This window comes from Phytobacter cepae (genome assembly GCF_054165735.1).
This window is the reverse complement of sequence record NZ_CM135107.1, coordinates 3,123,408-3,141,162: the sequence shown is the minus strand read 5'-3', so window position 1 is coordinate 3,141,162 and position 17,755 is coordinate 3,123,408. Positions and strand designations below refer to the sequence as shown.

General features: G+C 54.0%; 17 protein-coding genes. 14 read left to right on the top strand and 3 right to left on the bottom strand.

The window, feature by feature from the left end:
- Positions 1-62: 62 nt before the first annotated feature.
- Positions 63-1,277: an MFS transporter gene (locus tag ACUY4Q_RS14785; RefSeq protein WP_458043498.1), complete on the bottom strand. Its 1,215-nt coding sequence runs from the start codon at positions 1,275-1,277 to the stop codon at positions 63-65.
- Positions 1,278-1,344: 67 nt separating this feature from the next.
- Between ACUY4Q_RS14785 and ACUY4Q_RS14780 the strand changes: the two genes are divergently transcribed.
- Positions 1,345-2,325 carry a LysR family transcriptional regulator gene (locus ACUY4Q_RS14780; RefSeq protein WP_458043497.1) on the top strand — a complete coding sequence of 327 codons (981 nt, stop codon included), beginning with the start codon at positions 1,345-1,347 and terminating at the stop codon, positions 2,323-2,325.
- Between the two features lie 40 nt (positions 2,326-2,365).
- Here ACUY4Q_RS14780 and rne read toward each other — a convergent pair whose 3' ends face one another.
- Positions 2,366-5,629 (bottom strand): ribonuclease E, encoded by a 3,264-nt coding sequence (rne, locus tag ACUY4Q_RS14775; protein ID WP_458043496.1) that lies wholly within the window; start codon positions 5,627-5,629, stop codon positions 2,366-2,368.
- A gap of 572 nt (positions 5,630-6,201) precedes the next feature.
- Here rne and rluC point away from each other — a divergent pair.
- Complete coding sequence (gene rluC, locus ACUY4Q_RS14770) at positions 6,202-7,155, top strand: 23S rRNA pseudouridine(955/2504/2580) synthase RluC (protein WP_458043495.1); 954 nt, start codon at positions 6,202-6,204, stop codon at positions 7,153-7,155.
- Between the two features lie 60 nt (positions 7,156-7,215).
- Here the strand turns inward: rluC and ACUY4Q_RS14765 are convergent, their stop codons facing one another.
- Positions 7,216-7,800 carry a Maf family protein gene (locus tag ACUY4Q_RS14765; protein ID WP_458043494.1) on the bottom strand — a complete coding sequence of 195 codons (585 nt, stop codon included), beginning with the start codon at positions 7,798-7,800 and terminating at the stop codon, positions 7,216-7,218.
- Positions 7,801-7,941: 141 nt separating this feature from the next.
- On the opposite strand from ACUY4Q_RS14765, the gene yceD reads away from it, so the two are divergent.
- From yceD to holB, 12 genes are all read left to right on the top strand, one after another.
- Complete coding sequence (yceD, locus tag ACUY4Q_RS14760) at positions 7,942-8,463, top strand: 23S rRNA accumulation protein YceD (protein ID WP_458043493.1); 522 nt, start codon at positions 7,942-7,944, stop codon at positions 8,461-8,463.
- 50 nt (positions 8,464-8,513) lie between these two features.
- Positions 8,514-8,687 (top strand): 50S ribosomal protein L32, encoded by a 174-nt coding sequence (gene rpmF, locus ACUY4Q_RS14755; protein WP_003857964.1) that lies wholly within the window; start codon positions 8,514-8,516, stop codon positions 8,685-8,687.
- Positions 8,688-8,751: 64 nt separating this feature from the next.
- A complete protein-coding gene (gene plsX, locus ACUY4Q_RS14750) occupies positions 8,752-9,786 on the top strand; it encodes a phosphate acyltransferase PlsX (protein WP_458043492.1) in 1,035 nt (344 codons plus the stop codon).
- A 6-nt stretch (positions 9,787-9,792) separates the two neighbouring features.
- A complete protein-coding gene (locus ACUY4Q_RS14745; RefSeq protein ID WP_458043491.1) occupies positions 9,793-10,746 on the top strand; it encodes a beta-ketoacyl-ACP synthase III in 954 nt (317 codons plus the stop codon).
- A gap of 17 nt (positions 10,747-10,763) precedes the next feature.
- Positions 10,764-11,693 (top strand): ACP S-malonyltransferase, encoded by a 930-nt coding sequence (gene fabD / locus ACUY4Q_RS14740; protein WP_458043490.1) that lies wholly within the window; start codon positions 10,764-10,766, stop codon positions 11,691-11,693.
- A 12-nt stretch (positions 11,694-11,705) separates the two neighbouring features.
- Complete coding sequence (fabG, locus tag ACUY4Q_RS14735; protein ID WP_458043489.1) at positions 11,706-12,440, top strand: 3-oxoacyl-ACP reductase FabG; 735 nt, start codon at positions 11,706-11,708, stop codon at positions 12,438-12,440.
- Positions 12,441-12,594: 154 nt separating this feature from the next.
- On the top strand, positions 12,595-12,831 hold the full coding sequence (acpP, locus tag ACUY4Q_RS14730; protein ID WP_000103754.1) for an acyl carrier protein: 237 nt from the start codon (positions 12,595-12,597) through the stop codon (positions 12,829-12,831).
- 86 nt (positions 12,832-12,917) lie between these two features.
- Positions 12,918-14,159 carry a beta-ketoacyl-ACP synthase II gene (gene fabF / locus ACUY4Q_RS14725; protein WP_458043488.1) on the top strand — a complete coding sequence of 414 codons (1,242 nt, stop codon included), beginning with the start codon at positions 12,918-12,920 and terminating at the stop codon, positions 14,157-14,159.
- Between the two features lie 125 nt (positions 14,160-14,284).
- On the top strand, positions 14,285-15,100 hold the full coding sequence (gene pabC, locus ACUY4Q_RS14720; RefSeq protein ID WP_458043487.1) for an aminodeoxychorismate lyase: 816 nt from the start codon (positions 14,285-14,287) through the stop codon (positions 15,098-15,100).
- Complete coding sequence (yceG, locus tag ACUY4Q_RS14715; protein ID WP_458043486.1) at positions 15,097-16,119, top strand: cell division protein YceG; 1,023 nt, start codon at positions 15,097-15,099, stop codon at positions 16,117-16,119. The genes pabC and yceG overlap by 4 nt, the downstream gene beginning before the upstream one ends.
- Positions 16,109-16,750 carry a dTMP kinase gene (gene tmk, locus ACUY4Q_RS14710; RefSeq protein ID WP_458043485.1) on the top strand — a complete coding sequence of 214 codons (642 nt, stop codon included), beginning with the start codon at positions 16,109-16,111 and terminating at the stop codon, positions 16,748-16,750. The genes yceG and tmk overlap by 11 nt, the downstream gene beginning before the upstream one ends.
- Complete coding sequence (gene holB, locus ACUY4Q_RS14705) at positions 16,747-17,751, top strand: DNA polymerase III subunit delta' (RefSeq protein WP_458043484.1); 1,005 nt, start codon at positions 16,747-16,749, stop codon at positions 17,749-17,751. The genes tmk and holB overlap by 4 nt, the downstream gene beginning before the upstream one ends.
- The last annotated feature ends 4 nt before the right edge of the window (positions 17,752-17,755 follow it).

Genomic DNA, 17,755 nt, shown 5'->3' with positions numbered 1-17,755 from the left:
GACCCTGTCTTGAAACTGAACAGGGTCTGTATGCCCGCCCCGGCTCCGGTGCGGGCTTTTTTTTATCCCACATTCCTTGCCGCAGCCTGCATACGGCGATTGTCGATGAGGCGAATCACCAGGGCGATAACACCCGTCACCGTCGCCAGCGCCACAACCCCTGACCAGCCCGCAACCATATAGAGTTTACTGCCCAGCACCGAGCCCAGCGCCATACCGATAAACACAACGGTGAACAATAAGGCGTTCAGTCTGCCGCGCGCCTGAGGCTCCAGGCCGTAAACCAGGTTCTGGTGAGCCACCAGACTGGACTGCAGGCCCAGGTCAAAACCAATCGCCGCCAGGGCAATGATCACCAGTTGAGTGTGTGCAGAGACCAGCGGCAGGACAAACATCATCGCAAACGAGAGCGAGACAAGCGCGGCCCCGAGTTGAGTAACCTTTTCTGCGCCGACTTTATCGGCAAGGCCGCCTGCCAACGGCGCGGCAAGTGCACCGGCGGCACCGGCGATACCAAAGGTGCCCGCGACTGCGCTGCCTAACTGATATTTTTCCAGCAGCATGACCGCCAGGGTTGACCAGAAGGCGCTAAAAGCGATGGATAAAAAGCCCTGCGCAAACGCAGCACGGCGTAGGGCAGGGTAGCGCTGCCACAGGTGCGCCATCGATTTCATCAACTGAGGGTAACTCAGGGTAGAATGGATAGCGAAACGCGGCAGCACAAACCACATCAGCGTGCCGATGAACGCGATGCTCACCGCCGCTAACTGAAACATCACGCGCCAGCCAAAGGCGGCACCAACAAAACCACTCACGGTACGTGAGAGCAGGATCCCCAGTAACAAACCGGTCATCACGGTACCAACCGTTTTACCCTGTTTCCCTTCAGTCGCCAGGATGGCTGCGGCAGGCACAATATCCTGCGCCATGGTGGCCGCCATTCCGAGCAGCAGACTCACTACCAGCAACGTTGACAGCGTCGTGGTAAAGCTACAGGCCAGCAGCAGGAGAGCGAGAGCGGCACATTTTGCCAGAATTAACCGACGGCGATCGTAGCGGTCGCCCAGCGGCAATAAAAAGAGAATGCCCAGTGCATAGCCTGCCTGAGTGAGCGTGGGCACCAGCCCCATCCCGTCGATGGTTAAATGCAAGTCACTGCCCATCAGGGGCAACAGCGGCTGGGCATAATAGATGGCTGCCACACTAAACCCTGCTCCCATTGCCAGCACGAAGATTATCCAGCGTGCGGCATTTAACGGCTGAGAATGACGGTTCATAAGGTTTTCCTCAAAATTGGTGTGTGGGCATTTTTAATGATTTTGGGATGGCGCGGTAGACGGCGTGATGATAAAACGGTTATACGTCAAACGTATTACCATGGTGAATGAATTGCGAGCAGAGCGTATAGATAGAGTGGACTTGATGCGCACCCTTGTGCGCATCGTAGAAACAGGGTCGCTTTCCGCAGCGGCACGGCAACTCGATACCACACAGGCAACCATCAGCCGCCGCCTGCAATCACTGGAGACCCTGCTGGGGGTAAAGCTGCTGTTGCGCACCACGCATGCGATGAAACTCACCGATGACGGTGAACGCTGTTATCAACATGCAAAGCGGGTTATCGATGCCTGGATAACGCTGGAAGATGAATTACGTCAGACGGAGGATGAACCCGTCGGCATGCTGCGGGTCCGGGCGCCTCACGCCTTTGGGCAGGAACAGCTGTTAACACCCCTCACGCAGTTCCTGACGCGCTACCCGCAGCTCAGCGTAGAGTGGATGCTTAATGATAAAACCGTAAATTTTCTCAGCGACAACATTGACTGCGCGATTCGCGTCGGGGCAGAAGTGGACCCTTCTACCGTGTCCGTTCTGCTGGCGGAGGTTCCTCGTTGCCTGGTGGCCTCACCCGATCTGTTGGCGCATTTTGCGCCGCTGACGATCCCCTCACAGCTTGCTGATTTACCCTGGGTAGCGCTGAACACGTTCTATCAGCATGACATTATCCTCACGCATGCCGTAAGCGGAGAAAGGGAAAGGATCGCGCTGGCGCCGCGTTTGTACACCGACAGCCTGTATGTGGCGCGTAATACGGCGCTGGCAGGACTCGGGGTGGCTGCTGTTTCCAGCTGGACGGTAGAGCAGGAGATTCGTGACGGAAAACTGATAGCCGTGTTGCCGGAATGGCAGCCCGCACCGTTACCGGTGCATCTGGTTTACCCCTGGGCGCGCTATTACCCGGCAAGATTGCGAATGTTTTTACAGCTCATGCGGGAAGTCATGCCAGGACTCAGTGGTATGCGCCAGCCTGTCGGGCAGGCATAAAAAAGCCGACCCGAAGGTCGGCTTTTACGGCAGCGGGAAGTTACTCCGAAGCCTGCGGGCGTGTAGCCGGTGCCGTCGCCGTGTGCGTGGCGCTGTGACCACCGGCGGAACCTTTACCTTCAAAGTCGAACTGCGGACGTACCCAGTCACTTTGACGCGGCGCTTCCGGCACATAGGCAGGTGCTGGTGCTTTGGTCATTGGCGCAGTCGCATGGCTCACGACGCTATCAGCAGCAGCCAGCGGCGCGGCAGCCGGTTCGTCGGCAACAACAGGCGCAGCCACAACGGCAGCCGGGGCTTCAGTCAGCGGAGCGTTCTGGGCTGGCTCAACAGACACCGGCTCTTCTGCAACAGTGGATTCGGCAACAATCTCTGCAACCGGTGCCTCTGTTTCGCTTTCAGTTACCGCAGTTTCTGCGGCAGGCGTCGCTTCTTTCGCGATGGTTTCGGCAACAACCACATCGTCTTCAGCAATGATTTGCGGCTGCTCAACAACCGGCGCTTCAATCACTTCAGGATGCGTTGTCTCAACGGCGACGGGCTGAGGTTCAACAACGGATGCTTCGGGTTCAACCACAATCGGTGCCGGCGCTTCAACAACCTCAACAGGTTGTTGTGCGGCTTCGGCGGTAACCAGTGCCGCTTCTGCCACCAGCGGGGAAACGTCCTGGGTAGCGCGCACGTCAGTATCAGCGTGTTGCTCAACCACTTGTGTCTCCGCTACTTCTTCCTGCGCACGGGCTACCGGGTAGCTAATCCACACTTTACCAGAGGCCATTTCCGGTGATGCACAGGCGGTCGCCAGTGGCATTGCGGATTGGACCGGGTAACGCTCATCACGGTAACGACGACGACGTTGACCGCTGACACGCAGATGACGCGGAGAGCGGCGTGAACGGCGCGGCATACCGGCGTTGTCACGTGCTTCGGTAGGCTCTTCCTGTTCAGTAACATTGTCGACCACGGCAGGCAGATCGCGCTTAGCGAGGTCAGTACGTTGCGCTGGCGCTTCTTCAGCCACCACCGATTCAACAATCGGTTCGCTTGTCTGCGTTTCGCCGACGCGCACTTTCTGCGCTAACTGGCGTTGCTTACGACGCGGCATGACCTGAACGCGTTCTTCCTGGGCTGCTTCCTGCTCAGGTTGCTCTTCGCGTTCCTGAACTTTAACGTCCTGTGGTGCCTGGCGTTTGTCTTCATTGTTACGACGACGGTTGCGGTCACGACGTGGCTGCTGCTCATCACGCGATTTCGATTTTTCGCCTTCTTCAGCCGCAACGGGCTGGCGAATTTCGCGATCTTCGCTATGTTGCTGCGGTTTCTCACGACGATTGCGACGGTTATCCTCACGCCCTTCACGCGCTTCATTACCTTCAGCACGATTATCACGACGTTCGTTACGCTCGCCACGCTCATTACGATCGCCACGTTCATTGCGATCGCCACGATCGTTGCGGTCACGACGATTGTTTTGACGAGGCTTACGGCGTTCCTGAGAACGCTCCTGTTTCTCTTCCTTCTTCTCTTCTTTCACTTCAGCAGGGGCAGCAGGCTCGTTGCCTGCGAACAAGCTCTTCAGTGCTGAGAAAAGACGGCTCAGGAAACCAGGGGCAGCGGGTGCCGCTGCTTTTTGCGGCGCGGCAGTTTGCTGCGGTTGGACCGCTGGCGCTGCAGGAGCCTGAGGTGCTGGCGGAATTTCCGGCATCACGAAGGCGGCGAGCGCAGGTTGTTCAGGACGTTTACGTTCAGCGGCTTCTTCTTCAGACGGCAGGGCCATCTCTTCTTCATGCAGCTTAGGCAGCATGTAGCTGAGGGTTGGCGTCTCTTCGCCTTTGCGCACACGCAGTACGGAGTAGTGCGGTGTCTCCATCTGATCGTTTGGCACAATCACACAACGCACACCGTTCTGGCGGGTTTCAATTGCGCTCACCGCAGAACGTTTTTCGTTCAGCAGGTAAGAGGCAATGGGTACCGGCACAATGGCATGCACTTCCTGAGTATTCTCTTTCAGCGCTTCTTCTTCAATGAGACGCAGAATGGAGAGTGACAGCGATTCATTATCACGAATCGTACCGGTCCCCGTACAGCGTGGGCAGACGTGGTGGCTGGATTCGCCCAATGACGGACTCAGGCGCTGGCGAGACATCTCCAGCAGGCCGAAACGAGAGATATGGCTGATTTGAATACGCGCTCTGTCCTGACGGACGGCTTCACGCAGACGGTTTTCCACCGCACGCTGGTGGCGCACAGGCGTCATATCGATAAAGTCGATAACGATCAAGCCACCCAGGTCACGCAGACGAAGCTGGCGGGCAATTTCATCGGCGGCTTCAAGGTTGGTGTTGAAGGCGGTCTCTTCGATATCGCCACCACGGGTTGCACGCGCGGAGTTGATGTCGATAGCGGTCAGCGCTTCGGTACTGTCGATAACGATGGAGCCGCCGGAAGGCAGACGCACTTCACGCTGGAAAGCGGATTCAATTTGCGACTCAATCTGATAATGGCTGAACAGCGGAATTTCACCGGTGTACAGTTTAATTTTGCTGCTGAAATCAGGACGACCCAGTGCGGCGATGTGCTGGCGAGCCAGCTCAAGCACTTTCGGGTTATCAATCAGAATTTCGCCAATGTCCTGACGCAGGTAATCGCGGAAGGCACGCACGATGACGTTGCTTTCCTGATGGATCAGGAACGGAGCAGGGCGACTGTCGGCAGCTTTCTGGATAGCTTCCCAGTGCTTAAGACGGAAACTCAGGTCCCATTGCAGGGCTTCAGCAGATTTGCCAACGCCTGCGGTACGCACGATTAAGCCCATGCCGTCCGGGAGTTCCAGACTGGCCAGCGCTTCTTTTAACTCGGTACGGTCATCGCCTTCAATGCGGCGAGAGATACCACCCGCACGCGGGTTGTTCGGCATCAGCACCAGGTAACTGCCGGCGAGGCTGATAAAGGTTGTCAGCGCCGCACCTTTGTTACCACGCTCTTCTTTATCAATTTGAACAATCACTTCCTGGCCTTCGCGCAGCACATCTTTGATGTTCGGGCGGCCATGAGAATTGTAATTGGCAGGGAAGTATTCGCGGGCGATTTCTTTGAGGGGCAGGAAACCGTGTCGTTCAGCGCCGTAATCAACAAATGCGGCTTCCAGACTCGGTTCAATACGGGTGATTTTACCTTTGTAGATGTTTGCTTTTTTCTGCTCGTGTCCAGGACTTTCGATATCCAGATCGTACAGACGCTGCCCATCCACAAGGGCAACACGCAACTCTTCTTGCTGAGTTGCGTTGATTAACATTCTTTTCATCGTAACTTACTCATTATTCTTACATTGACGACTAAGCTGCGGGCATAGTAACGCCTTTCCGGGGGAGAACCGATGGCCTCGTGTCTGTTCACGTCGCCAACCTCACGGTTGTCGCTCGCTTAAGAGGCGCAGTGTGTCGGTTGCCTGTATTTCCTGTGGAAAACACAGCGCAATTATCAGGGGAACAGCCTGGGAAAAACTCTCCAGAGAAGATTCCATCTACCGGTAAGGACTGCAACCCGCAGCCCGCTAAGTGCCTGAAAGTCCAATACGTCTTACGCCATTGCTGCGTGTATGGTCGGACAGGCAAAACTGGTCATTCCGCACAATTGCTTGTATTCACAAGATTCAACGCGGAAAACTGCAACATTATTCCTTGCGAACCCTGTTATAGCAAGCTGACTTTTACCATTTATCACCCGGTTACTCACAGTTTTTTCACTTTTGACTGACGATTGATTTAATAACCGTCAAATCATCTGTGTAGAACGTAGTCTTCCAGGATCAAGAGTAAATATAAGCATAGAAAAATGAGTGGCGCTAATCATCTGCGATAATTAGAATCGCCTCCCATGAAAACTGAGAACCCATCCGTAAAATTTGTTGTTATCGCTGATGACGAAGCGGGGCAACGTATCGATAATTTTTTGCGCACCCAGCTCAAAGGTGTGCCGAAAAGCATGATTTACCGCATCATTCGTAAGGGTGAAGTGCGGGTAAATAAAGGTCGCACCAAACCTGAATATAAGCTGGAAGCCGGGGATGAAATCCGTATCCCGCCGGTGCGCGTCTCTGAAAAAGAAGAGGAAGCGGTTTCTCCGCACTTGCAGAAAGTGGCTGCCCTCAACGACGTTATTCTCTATGAGGATGACCACATTCTGGTGCTCAACAAACCGTCCGGTACCGCCGTGCATGGTGGCAGTGGTTTGAGCTTCGGGGTTATTGAAGGTTTGCGCGCATTACGCCCTGAGGCGCGTTTTCTCGAACTGGTACACCGTCTGGATCGCGATACGTCTGGGGTGCTGCTGGTGGCGAAAAAGCGTTCTGCGCTGCGTTCACTGCATGAGCAGTTACGTGATAAAGGCATGCAGAAGGATTACCTCGCGCTGGTGCGCGGCCAGTGGCAGTCTCACGTCAAAGTGGTGCAGGCACCGCTGCTGAAAAACATTCTGCAAAGCGGTGAGCGCATTGTGCGTGTCAATCAGGAAGGGAAGCCGTCTGAAACCCGCTTCAAAGTGGAAGAACGCTATGAGGTCGCCACCCTGATGCGTTGCAGCCCGGTCACCGGCCGCACTCACCAGATCCGCGTACACACTCTGCACGCCGGTCATCCGATTGCGTTTGACGACCGTTATGGCGATAGAGAGTTTGACCGTCAGCTTGCGGGCACGGGGTTATCTCGCCTGTTCCTTCATGCGGCGGCACTGAAGTTTACCCATCCGAACACTGGCGAGACGATCCGCATCGAAGCGCCGCTCGACAATGCGCTGAAGCACTGCCTCCAGGTTTTACGTCAGCAGAAGTAATAAAAAGGGTAGTCGTGATGACTACCCTTTTTTATGCATTACCGGCGGGTTAATCATTTTTCAGCTGAGTAATGGGTTGCGATGCTCCCGACGCAGCATCTGGCACAGTGCAATAAGTGGCAACCCTACAAGCGTATTAGGATCGCGCCCCTCGAGGCGGTCGAACAAGGTAATGCCTAACCCCTCGCTCTTAAAACTCCCCGCGCACTGTAATGGATGTTCTTTGCGAATGTAGTCGTCAATTTCCTGATCGCTTAAATGACGAAAATGGACGTCAAAAGGTTCGCATTCGGTCTGTAGGTGACCCGTTGCTGAATTAAACAGCGCCAGTCCGGTATAGAAGGTCACAATATTGCCACTGGCTTTACGCAGCTGCGCGCGCGCATTTTCTTCGGTATGCGGCTTACCGGTGATTTCTCCTTCAAGGACACAAACCTGATCGGAGCCGATAATAAGATGTTGTGGGTAAAGATGGGCGAGCGACTGGGCTTTATTTTGTGCCAGACGCAGGACCAGATGGCGAGGTGATTCGCCCGCCAGCGGGGTTTCATCGGTGATGGGGGCGGCACACTCAAAACGCATGCCCAGCTTTTCCAGCAGCGCACGCCGCCAGGGTGATGTTGAGGCAAGAATAATATCTGACATATTTTTTTCACCAAATATGGCTTAACCATGACAGGCATTTTAAACTGTAGGCCGCAATGTGTGCGAATTATTGGCAAAAGGCAACCTGAGGCTGCCTTTTTCTTTGACTCTATGACGTTACAAAGTTAATATGCGCGCCCTATGCAAAAGGTAAAATTACCCCTGACTCTCGACCCGGTCCGCACGGCTCAAAAGCGCCTTGATTACCAGGGTGTCTATCTGCCCGATCAGGTCAGCCGTGTCGTCGAGTCTGTAGTCAGTGTGGACAGTGATGTGGAATGCTCCATCTCCTTTGCCATCGATAACCAACGCCTTGCGGTCATTACCGGCGATGCGAAGGTCACGGTGTCTCTGGAATGCCAGCGTTGCGGTAAGCCGTTTACCCATCAGGTTCACACAACATATTGTTTCAGCCCTGTCCGTTCTGACGAGCAGGCCGAAGCACTGCCGGAAGCGTATGAACCGATTGAGGTTGACGAATTCGGTGAAATCGATCTGCGGGCATTAGTCGAGGATGAAATCATTCTCTCTTTGCCTGTAGTTCCGGTGCATGATTCTGAACACTGTGAAGTGTCCGAGGCGGACATGGTCTTTGGTGAATTGCCTGATGAAGCGCAAAAGCCAAACCCATTTGCCGTATTAGCCAGCTTAAAGCGTAAGTAATAGGTTTTCCCCGCTCAAACGGGGTTAATCGTAATTGAGGAGTAAGGTCCATGGCCGTACAACAGAATAAACCAACCCGTTCCAAACGTGGCATGCGTCGTTCCCATGACGCGCTGACCGCAGTCACCAGCCTGTCTGTAGACAAAACTTCTGGTGAAAAACACCTGCGTCACCACATCACTGCCGACGGTTTCTACCGTGGCCGCAAGGTAATCACTAAGTAATCACGCGCAAGCGTGATCAAACTTAGTGAGGATTTCCCCGTGAAAGCGGGGATATACCGATACCTTGACACGTCTAACCCTGGCGTTAGATGTCATGGGAGGGGATTTTGGTCCTTCCGTGACAGTGCCTGCAGCATTGCAGGCACTGGATTCTAATTCGCACCTCAATCTCCTTTTAGTCGGCGATCCCGACACAATCACACCATTGCTCGCAAAAGCTGATTTTGAGCAACGCTCACGCCTGCTTATTGTCCCGGCGCAGTCAGTTATTGCCAGTGATGCTCGCCCGTCGCACGCTATCCGCAACAGTCGGGGTAGTTCAATGCGTATGGCGTTGGAATTGGTAAAGGAAGGGCGGGCCGAGGCGTGTGTCAGTGCCGGTAACACCGGTGCACTGATGGGGCTGGCGAAAATGCTGCTTAAACCGATACAAGGGATTGAGCGACCTGCGCTGGTCACCGTGTTACCCCATCAGCAAAAAGGCAAGACGGTGGTGCTGGATCTCGGGGCCAACGTCGATTGTGATGGCAAAATGCTCGCCCAATTTGCGGTTATGGGCGCTGTGATGGCAGAAGAAGTCATAGGGGTTACCAACCCTCGCGTGGCATTACTGAATATTGGTGAAGAAGAAACCAAAGGTCACGAGAGCATTCATGACGCTGCTGCCATACTAAAAGCGGTTCCGACAATTAACTATATTGGTTATCTGGAAGCGAACGAATTACTCACCGGCAAGACGGATGTGCTGGTTTGTGACGGTTTTACAGGAAACGTCACATTAAAAACCATGGAAGGTGTTGTCAGAATGTTCCTTTCACTGCTGAAATCTCAGGGTGAAGGTAAAAAACGGTCGTGGTGGCTGATTTTATTAAAGCGTTGGTTACAAAAAAGCCTGACAAGGCGATTCAGTCACCTCAACCCCGACCAGTATAATGGCGCCTGTCTGTTAGGATTGCGCGGCACGGTGATTAAGAGTCATGGTGCGGCCAATCAGCGAGCCTTCAGTGTCGCCATTGAACAGGCAGTGCAGGCGGTGCAGCGGCAGGTTCCTCAGCGAATTGCCGCTCGCCTGGAATCTGTGTTACCGGAAAAAGACTGAGCGTACATGTATACGAAGATTATGGGTACCGGCAGCTATCTGCCTGAACAAGTGCGAACGAATGCCGATCTGGAAAAAATGGTGGATACGTCTGACGAGTGGATTGTCACCCGCACAGGTATCCGTGAACGCCGTATCGCCGCGCCTGAAGAAACCGTTTCAACCATGGGCTTCGAAGCGGCCAAACGTGCAATGGACATGGCAGGCGTTAGCGCTGAAGAGATTGGTCTGATCATCGTTGCGACCACCTCAGCTACGCATGCTTTCCCAAGCGCCGCGTGCCAGGTTCAAAGCATGCTGGGCGTTAAAGGTTGCCCGGCGTTTGATGTTGCAGCGGCATGTGCAGGTTTCACTTATGCATTAAGCATTGCCGATCAGTATGTGAAATCCGGTGCGGTCAAAAATGCATTGGTTATCGGTTCTGACGTCCTTGCCCGTACCTGTAATCCGGAAGATCGCGGCACGATCATCATCTTTGGTGATGGCGCGGGCGCGGTAGTGCTGGGTGCATCTGAAGAGCCAGGTATCATTTCTACACATCTGCATGCTGATGGCAGCTATGGCGAGCTATTGACGTTGCCTAATGCAGATCGTGTACACCCGGACAGTCCTATTTTCCTGACTATGGCCGGGAATGAAGTCTTCAAAGTGGCGGTGACTGAGCTCTCTCGCATCGTCGACGAAACCCTGGAAGCGAATAATCTTGAGCGCAGCGAACTGGACTGGCTGGTGCCGCATCAGGCGAACCTGCGCATTATCAGCGCAACGGCGAAAAAGCTGGGCATGTCGATGGATAACGTTGTGGTGACCCTTGATCGTCACGGCAATACTTCCGCAGCATCTGTCCCCTGTGCGCTTGATGAAGCCGTTCGTGATGGGCGAATTCAGCGTGGGCAGTTAGTTCTGCTGGAAGCGTTTGGCGGTGGTTTCACCTGGGGTTCTGCGCTGGTCCGTTTCTAGTATTAAGGATAAAAAACATGACGCAATTTGCTTTTGTGTTCCCGGGACAAGGTTCCCAGACCGTGGGCATGCTATCTGAGATGGCAGCCGCTCATCCGGTGGTTGAAGAGACGTTTCATGAAGCGTCTGCTGCACTGGGTTATGATCTGTGGGCATTGGTTCAACAAGGTCCGGCAGAAGAATTAAACAAAACCTGGCAGACCCAGCCGGCATTACTGACGGCTTCCGTTGCGCTTTATCGTGTCTGGCAACAGCAGGGCGGAAAAGCGCCTGCGCTGATGGCCGGTCATAGCCTGGGTGAATATTCTGCACTGGTTTGTGCTGGCGTGATTCCTTTTGCGGACGCCGTGCGTCTGGTTGAGCTGCGTGGCAAGTTCATGCAGGAAGCGGTCCCGGAAGGAACGGGCGCGATGTCTGCCATTATCGGTCTTGATGATGCATCTATCGCCAAAGCGTGCGAAGAAGCGGCTGAAGGGCAGGTTGTTTCTCCGGTGAACTACAATTCTCCGGGCCAGGTGGTGATTGCCGGTCATAAAGAAGCCGTTGAACGTGCAGGTGCCGCCTGTAAAGCCGCGGGCGCGAAACGCGCACTGCCTCTGCCGGTCAGCGTTCCGTCACACTGTGCATTGATGAAGCCCGCTGCCGAGAAACTGGCTGCAGAACTTGAGAAAATCGTCTTTAGCGCGCCACAAATTCCGGTTGTTAACAATGTCGACGTGCAGTGTGAAACCTCTCCTGAGGCTATTCGTCATGCGCTTGTTCGCCAGCTGTTTAGCCCGGTACAATGGACCAAAAGCGTTGAGTTCATTGCATCGCAGGGCGTTGAGCACCTGTATGAAGTGGGCCCGGGTAAAGTATTGACCGGTCTGACTAAACGCATTGTAGATACCCTGACGGCATCGGCGCTGAATGAGCCGGTTGCCCTGTCAGAGGCACTGGCGCAATAAAAGAGGAACACCATGAGTTTTGAAGGAAAAATCGCACTGGTTACCGGTGCGAGCCGTGGCATTGGCCGCGCAATTGCGGAGACCCTTGTCGCTCGTGGGGCGAAAGTGATTGGTACGGCGACCAGCGAAAGCGGGGCGCAAGCCATTAGCGATTATTTGGGTGCGAACGGTAAAGGTCTGATGTTGAACGTGACCGACCCGGCATCTATTGAATCTGTTCTGGAAAACATTCGCACTGAGTTTGGCGAAGTCGATATTCTGGTGAATAATGCCGGTATCACACGCGACAATCTGCTGATGCGTATGAAAGATGATGAGTGGAACGATATTCTCGAAACCAACTTATCATCTGTTTTCCGTCTGTCAAAAGCGGTGATGCGCGCTATGATGAAAAAGCGTCATGGGCGTATCATCACTATCGGTTCTGTGGTTGGTACCATGGGAAATGCTGGTCAGGCCAACTACGCTGCGGCGAAAGCCGGTCTGATTGGTTTCAGTAAATCACTGGCACGAGAAATCGCGTCACGTGGGATTACTGTAAACGTTGTTGCTCCGGGCTTTATTGAAACGGACATGACGCGTGCGCTGTCTGATGATCAGCGTGCGGGTATTCTGGCGCAGGTCCCGGCTGGGCGTCTTGGCGGTGCTGAAGAAATCGCCAGTGCGGTTGCATTTTTAGCCTCTGACGAGGCGGGTTACATCACTGGTGAGACCCTGCACGTCAATGGCGGAATGTACATGGTTTAATCACGATTAAAATTATTTGCGTTATTAGGGTGAAAGGCCTCAAAATAGCGTAAAATCGTGGTACGAACTGCCGGGATTTAGTTGCAAATTTTTCAACATTTTATACACTACGAAAACCATCGCGAAAGCGAGTTTTGATAGGAAATTTAAGAGTATGAGCACTATCGAAGAACGCGTTAAGAAAATTATCGGCGAACAGCTGGGCGTTAAGCAGGAAGAAGTTACCAACAATGCTTCCTTCGTTGAAGACCTGGGCGCTGATTCTCTTGACACCGTTGAGCTGGTAATGGCTCTGGAAGAAGAGTTTGATACTGAGATTCCGGACGAAGAAGCTGAGAAAATCACCACCGTTCAGGCTGCCATTGATTACATCAACGGTCACCAGGCGTAAGTGAACATCTCCAGGCGGTCATTCGACCGCCTGAGTTTTATCTTTTATCCCACGAATCCCAATTTATCCCTCCCTGGAGGACCAACTTGTCTAAGCGTCGTGTAGTTGTGACCGGACTGGGCATGTTGTCTCCTGTCGGCAATACCGTAGAGTCTACATGGACCTCTCTCCTTGCCGGTCAGAGTGGCATCAGCCTGATCGACCATTTCGATACTAGCGCCTACGCAACGAAATTTGCTGGCTTAGTAAAGGATTTTAACTGTGATGACATCATCTCGCGCAAAGAACAGCGCAAGATGGATGACTTCATTCAATATGGAATTGTCGCTGGCGCACAGGCCATGCTTGATTCTGGCCTGGAAGTGACGGAAGAAAACGCAACCCGCATCGGTGCCGCTATTGGCTCTGGTATTGGCGGTTTGGGTTTGATCGAAGACAACCACACGTCGTTAGTGAACGGTGGTCCGCGCAAAATTAGCCCGTTCTTCGTACCGTCGACAATTGTTAATATGGTGGCCGGTCACCTGACCATCATGTTTGGCCTTCAGGGGCCAAGTATCTCAATCGCAACAGCCTGTACCTCAGGCGTACACAACATTGGCCATGCAGCGCGTATTATCGCGTATGGCGATGCTGATGCGATGCTTGCGGGCGGCGCAGAAAAAGCCAGCACCCCTCTGGGTGTGGGTGGTTTTGGTGCCGCACGTGCGCTTTCGACCCGTAATGAAAACCCGCAGGCCGCAAGCCGCCCCTGGGATAAAGACCGTGATGGTTTTGTTCTGGGCGATGGCGCAGGCATTATCATGCTCGAAGAGTATGAACACGCGAAGAAACGCGGTGCGAAAATTTATGCTGAAATCATCGGTTTTGGTATGAGTAGCGACGCCTACCACATGACCTCTCCGCCTGAAAATGGTGCGGGTGCAGCAGCAGCAATGGCAAACGCTTTGCGTGATGCAGGTCTTGAGGCGAGCAAGATTGGCTATATCAACGCGCATGGCACCTCGACGCCAGCAGGCGATAAAGCTGAAACACAGGCCGTTAAATCGATCTTCGGTGATGCCGCAAGCCGTGTGCTGGTCAGCTCCACCAAGTCTATGACCGGTCACTTACTGGGTGCTGCCGGCGCGGTAGAGTCCATCTTCTCTATCCTGGCGCTGCGCGATCAGGTCGTTCCGCCAACCATCAACCTGGACAACCCGGATGAAGGTTGTGACCTCGACTTTGTACCGCATGAAGCGCGTCAGGTCAGTGGACTGGAGTACGCTCTGTGTAACTCCTTCGGTTTCGGCGGGACTAACGGCTCTTTGATCTTTAAAAAGGTCTGAGCCGCGGTAATCGCGCTGTCACGTAATGAAAGGCCCGCATGTCGGGCCTTTTTTAATTCGGCTTTCTCCCCTTGTCGTGCACATTGTCTCCTGCGAAACTACCTGCCCATGCAAAAGGAGCCGCTATGTTCTTGATTAATGGCCTCGAACAGAATTTTCTTCCGGCAAACGATCGGGCGGTACAGTTTGGCGATGGCTGCTTTACCACGGCCCGTATCCTGAACGGTAATATTCATTTCATGCCCCAGCATCTCACCCGGTTGAAGCGAGCCTGTGAAGCCCTTTTCATTCCGTTTACCCAATGGTCCGCGCTGGAAACGGAGATGCGTCAACTGGCAGAACACCAGACGACTGGAGTGTTGAAGGTCATTATCAGCCGTGGAGCAGGCGGGCGGGGTTATTCGGGTGCGACCTGTCAGGCGCCTGCCCGTATCGTGAGCATTTCGCCTTATCCGGCCCATTACGCCCAATGGCGGGAAGAGGGCATTACGCTCGCGTTAAGCCCGGTTCGGTTGGGAAGGAATCCGTTGCTGGCAGGCATTAAGCATTTGAATCGTCTGGAGCAGGTGATGATCCGTCGCTATCTTGAGCAAACTGACGCTGACGAGGCGCTGGTTCTTGACAGTGAAGGGTGGGTTACGGAATGCTGTGCCGCTAATATTTTCTGGCGTCAGGGCCGCGATGTCTTTACCCCGCGGGTTGACCAGGCAGGGGTGAACGGCATCATGCGTCAGTTTTGTCTGGATCGGCTGGCTGCATCTGAGTACCGCGTTATCGAAGTGAATGCCATGGCGCAGGCACTGCACGCCGCAGATGAAGTTGTCGTCTGTAACGCCCTGATGCCCCTAATCCCGGTCCGTCAATGGGATGATAAGCACTGGTCATCCCGCGAGATGTACCACTATTTAGCCCCTCTTTGTGAGCATCCGATATCGTCATGAAAAAAATGCTACGCGTTATATTCATTCTGCTGCTGGTGATGGGCATCGCCGCAGGAGCAGGACTCTGGAAGGTCCGCCAGTTAGCAAACAGTCAACTCTTGATTAAAGAAGAGACGATTTTTGCACTGGAAGCTGGCACCGGGCGCACTGCCTTAGGCGAACAGCTTTACAGTGAAAAAATTATCAATCGGCCACGTGTATTCCAGTGGTTGTTACGTGTTGAGCCGAATTTGTCCCATTTTAAAGCGGGCACCTATCGATTGACGCCGGACATGACCGTGCGCGAGATGCTTGAATTGCTGGAAAGTGGCAAAGAAGCCCAATTCCCGCTGCGTTTTGTTGAAGGTATGCGTCTAAGCGATTATCTGACACAGCTACGTACTGCCCCCTGGATCAAACATACGCTTAAAGACGACGACTACGCCACCGTTGCCGCCGCACTCAATTTCGAACACCCCGACTGGGTTGAAGGCTGGTTCTGGCCTGACACCTGGATGTATACCGCCAATACCACGGATATTGCTCTGCTCAAGCGTGCCCATCAGAAAATGGTACGGGCCGTTGATCGGGCATGGGAAGGGCGGATTGACGGATTGCCCTATAAAGATAAAAACCAGATGCTCACCATGGCCTCAATCATTGAAAAAGAGACCGCCGTCGCCAGCGAACGCGATCAGGTTGCCTCGGTATTTATCAACCGTCTGCGTATTGGCATGCGCCTGCAAACGGATCCTACGGTGATCTACGGCATGGGGTCGCGTTATAATGGAAAGCTGACGCGTAATGACCTCGAAAGTCCGACAGACTACAACACCTATGTGATTAGCGGATTACCGCCGGGTCCTATTGCCACGCCCGGCGAGGCGTCGCTTAATGCGGCTGCACACCCGGCGAAGACACCGTATCTCTATTTCGTGGCAGATGGTAAAGGAGGACACACCTTCAATACCAATCTCACCAGCCATAACAAATCAGTACAGGACTACCTGAAAGTGCTTAAGGAAAAAAATGGGCAGTAAATACATTGTCATTGAAGGTCTGGAAGGTGCAGGCAAAACGACCGCGCGTGATGTGGTGGTTGAAACACTGCGCGAGCTCGGCGTAGAGGATATTGCCTTCACCCGTGAACCGGGTGGCACGCAACTGGCCGAGAAACTCCGCAGCCTGGTACTGGATATTCGCGCCGTTGGCGATGAAATTATTACCGATAAAGCCGAAGTGCTGATGTTTTATGCGGCACGTGTTCAACTGGTGGAGACCGTTATTAAACCAGCGCTGGCTCGCGGTTGCTGGGTGATTGGCGATCGACACGATCTTTCAACGCAGGCTTATCAGGGTGGGGGACGTGGTATTGATAAAACGATGCTTGCTACCCTACGTGATGCCGTATTGGGCGACTTCCGACCGGATTTAACCCTCTACCTGGACGTGACGCCGGAAGTGGGCCTGAAGCGCGCGCGTGCCCGCGGCGAGCTCGATCGTATTGAGCAGGAGTCCCTCGACTTCTTCAACCGCACGCGTGCCCGCTACCGCGAACTGGCCTCCCAGGACGCGCGCATTCGCACCATTGATGCGACGCAATCGCTGGACGATGTTATCGCGTCAATTCGCCAGACGGTCACGACATGGGTGCAGGAGCAGGGCGCATGAAATGGTATCCATGGTTGCGCCCTGACTATGAACAACTGGTTGCCAGTTATCAGGTTGGACGTGGGCACCATGCGTTACTGGTCCATGCTTTAGCGGGGATGGGCGATGATGCGCTCATCTATGCACTCTGCCGTTTCCTGCTATGCCAGCAGCCGGAACAGCAAAAAAGCTGCGGTCACTGTAAAGGCTGCCAGTTGATGCAGGCGGGCACTCATCCGGATTATTACCTCCTCTCCCCGGAAAAAGGCAAAGCTACGCTGGGTATTGATGCGGTACGTGAAGTCAGTGAAAAGCTCTATGAGCGCTCCCGACTGGGGGGCGCGAAGGTTGTGTGGATCCCGGATGCCACCTTGCTGACGGATGCGGCAGCCAATGCGCTCCTTAAAACGCTGGAAGAGCCGCCCGTGGAGACCTGGTTTTTCCTCGGCTGCCGTGAACCCGCGCGCCTGCTGGCGACATTACGCAGTCGATGCCGTTTGCATCATCTGTCGCCGCCTGCTGAGAATTATGCCAGCGCATGGTTGGGGCGAGAGGTGTCAGCCTCCCACGACAGTATCATCACGGCACTGCGCCTTTGTGGCGGAGCCCCTGGCGCTGCGCTGGCGCTACTGCAGTCAGAACATCAGACCTATCGCCAGACGCTTTGCCAGGCATTTGAGCAGAGCCTGAAAAGCGGTGACTGGCTTTCACTGCTTGCGGTGCTGAATCACGAGCAGGTTGCCGAACGTCTACACTGGTTGGGATCATTGCTGCTTGATGCATTAAAAGTGCAGCAGCGGACGACGCTGTTGACCAACATGGATGCAACGGGTCTCGTTCACCAACTGGCGAATCAGCTGTCCTCAGGCCGTCTGCATGCCTTATTGAACGCACTGGTGGCCTGCCGCGAGCAGTTGCTCACGGTTGTAGGGGTTAACCGTGAACTGCTTTTGACGGATCTGTTACTGCGCGTTGAGCGTTACCTGCAACCTGGTGCCACGCTACCTTCATCGCATCTTTAAGAAA

Bases quoted from the DNA above. Each gene is read 5' to 3' on its own strand.
- ACUY4Q_RS14765 (WP_458043494.1), bottom strand. From the start codon at position 7,800: ATGTCAGATATTATTCTTGCCTCAACATCACCCTGGCGGCGTGCGCTG.
- fabD (WP_458043490.1), top strand. From the start codon at position 10,764: ATGACGCAATTTGCTTTTGTGTTCCCGGGACAAGGTTCCCAGACCGTG.
- fabG (WP_458043489.1), top strand. From the start codon at position 11,706: ATGAGTTTTGAAGGAAAAATCGCACTGGTTACCGGTGCGAGCCGTGGC.
- ACUY4Q_RS14785 (WP_458043498.1), bottom strand. From the start codon at position 1,277: ATGAACCGTCATTCTCAGCCGTTAAATGCCGCACGCTGGATAATCTTC.
- rpmF (WP_003857964.1), top strand. From the start codon at position 8,514: ATGGCCGTACAACAGAATAAACCAACCCGTTCCAAACGTGGCATGCGT.
- tmk (WP_458043485.1), top strand. From the start codon at position 16,109: ATGGGCAGTAAATACATTGTCATTGAAGGTCTGGAAGGTGCAGGCAAA.
- ACUY4Q_RS14745 (WP_458043491.1), top strand. From the start codon at position 9,793: ATGTATACGAAGATTATGGGTACCGGCAGCTATCTGCCTGAACAAGTG.
- yceG (WP_458043486.1), top strand. From the start codon at position 15,097: ATGAAAAAAATGCTACGCGTTATATTCATTCTGCTGCTGGTGATGGGC.
- holB (WP_458043484.1), top strand. From the start codon at position 16,747: ATGAAATGGTATCCATGGTTGCGCCCTGACTATGAACAACTGGTTGCC.
- rluC (WP_458043495.1), top strand. From the start codon at position 6,202: ATGAAAACTGAGAACCCATCCGTAAAATTTGTTGTTATCGCTGATGAC.
- ACUY4Q_RS14780 (WP_458043497.1), top strand. From the start codon at position 1,345: ATGATAAAACGGTTATACGTCAAACGTATTACCATGGTGAATGAATTG.
- rne (WP_458043496.1), bottom strand. From the start codon at position 5,629: ATGAAAAGAATGTTAATCAACGCAACTCAGCAAGAAGAGTTGCGTGTT.
- pabC (WP_458043487.1), top strand. From the start codon at position 14,285: ATGTTCTTGATTAATGGCCTCGAACAGAATTTTCTTCCGGCAAACGAT.
- acpP (WP_000103754.1), top strand. From the start codon at position 12,595: ATGAGCACTATCGAAGAACGCGTTAAGAAAATTATCGGCGAACAGCTG.
- yceD (WP_458043493.1), top strand. From the start codon at position 7,942: ATGCAAAAGGTAAAATTACCCCTGACTCTCGACCCGGTCCGCACGGCT.